Annotated in this window: 1 protein-coding gene and 1 pseudogene; both read left to right on the top strand. The window is 67.0% G+C overall.

Annotation, left to right across the window (positions count from 1 at the left end):
• A pseudogene (locus DIE12_RS37720) lies at positions 1-207 on the top strand (electron transfer flavoprotein subunit beta/FixA family protein); the annotation flags it as partial.
• A gap of 16 nt (positions 208-223) precedes the next feature.
• Positions 224-1,029: electron transfer flavoprotein subunit alpha/FixB family protein (locus DIE12_RS37715; protein WP_124551608.1), on the top strand; the 806-nt coding region annotated here is incomplete at its 3' end.

The following is a 1,029-nucleotide window of genomic DNA, read 5'->3' as shown; positions in this document are numbered from 1 at the left end:
GAGCCGCGCTACGTGACGCTGCCGAACATCATGAAGGCGAAGAAGAAGCCGCTGGAAACGGTGAAGCCGGAAGACCTCGGCGTGGACGTCGCGCCGCGTCTGAAGACGCTGAAGGTGGCCGAGCCACCGAAGCGCGCGGCCGGCGTGAAGGTGCCGGACGTGCAGACGCTGGTCGACAAGCTGAAGACCGAAGCCAAGGTGCTGTAACAGGGAGCGGACGGACATGACGATTCTGGTAATCGCCGAGCACGATGCGGCATCGGCTGGCGGCGCGTCGCCGATCAAGGCCGCGACGTTGAACACGGTGGCGGCGGCCGCCGAAGTCGGCGCGTTCGGCGGTGGCGACATTCACGTGCTGGTCGCAGGCCACCACGCGCAAGCAGCGGCCGATGCAGCGGCGAAGATCGCAGGCGTTTCGAAAGTGCTGTTCGCCGATGCGCCGCAACTCGCGGACGGTCTCGCCGAGAACGTCGAAGCGACGGTGCTGACCGTCGCGTCGAACTACTCGCCCATCCTCGCGCCGGCAACGGCTTACGGCAAGAACATCGCGCCGCGGATCGCCGCGAAGCTGGACGTCGCGCAGATCTCCGACATCACGGCGGTTGTATCGGCCGACACGTTCGAGCGTCCGATCTATGCAGGCAACGCAATCGCGACGGTGCAGTCGGGCGACCCGATCAAGGTGATCACGGTGCGGACGACGGGCTTCGATCCGGTCGCGGGCGTTGGCGGCAGCGCAGCGGTCGAGAAGATCGAAGCGGCAGCAGATGCGGGTGTGTCGCAGTTCATCGGCCGGGAGGTGACGAAACTCGATCGCCCCGAACTCACCAGCGCGAACATCGTCGTGTCGGGCGGCCGCGGCCTGGGCAGCGGCGAGAACTACATGAAGGTTCTCGAGCCGCTGGCCGACAAGCTGAGCGCCGCACTCGGCGCATCGCGCGCGGCAGTGGACGCCGGCTACGTGCCGAACGACTACCAGGTCGGCCAGACCGGCAAGATCGTCGCGCCGCAGTTGTACATCGCCGTCGG

It is taken from the genome of Burkholderia sp. Bp9015, from assembly GCF_003853505.1.
GTDB lineage: Bacteria > Pseudomonadota > Gammaproteobacteria > Burkholderiales > Burkholderiaceae > Burkholderia.
The sequence above is the reverse complement of the archived record's forward strand: the minus strand, read 5'-3'. Positions and strand labels throughout refer to the sequence as shown.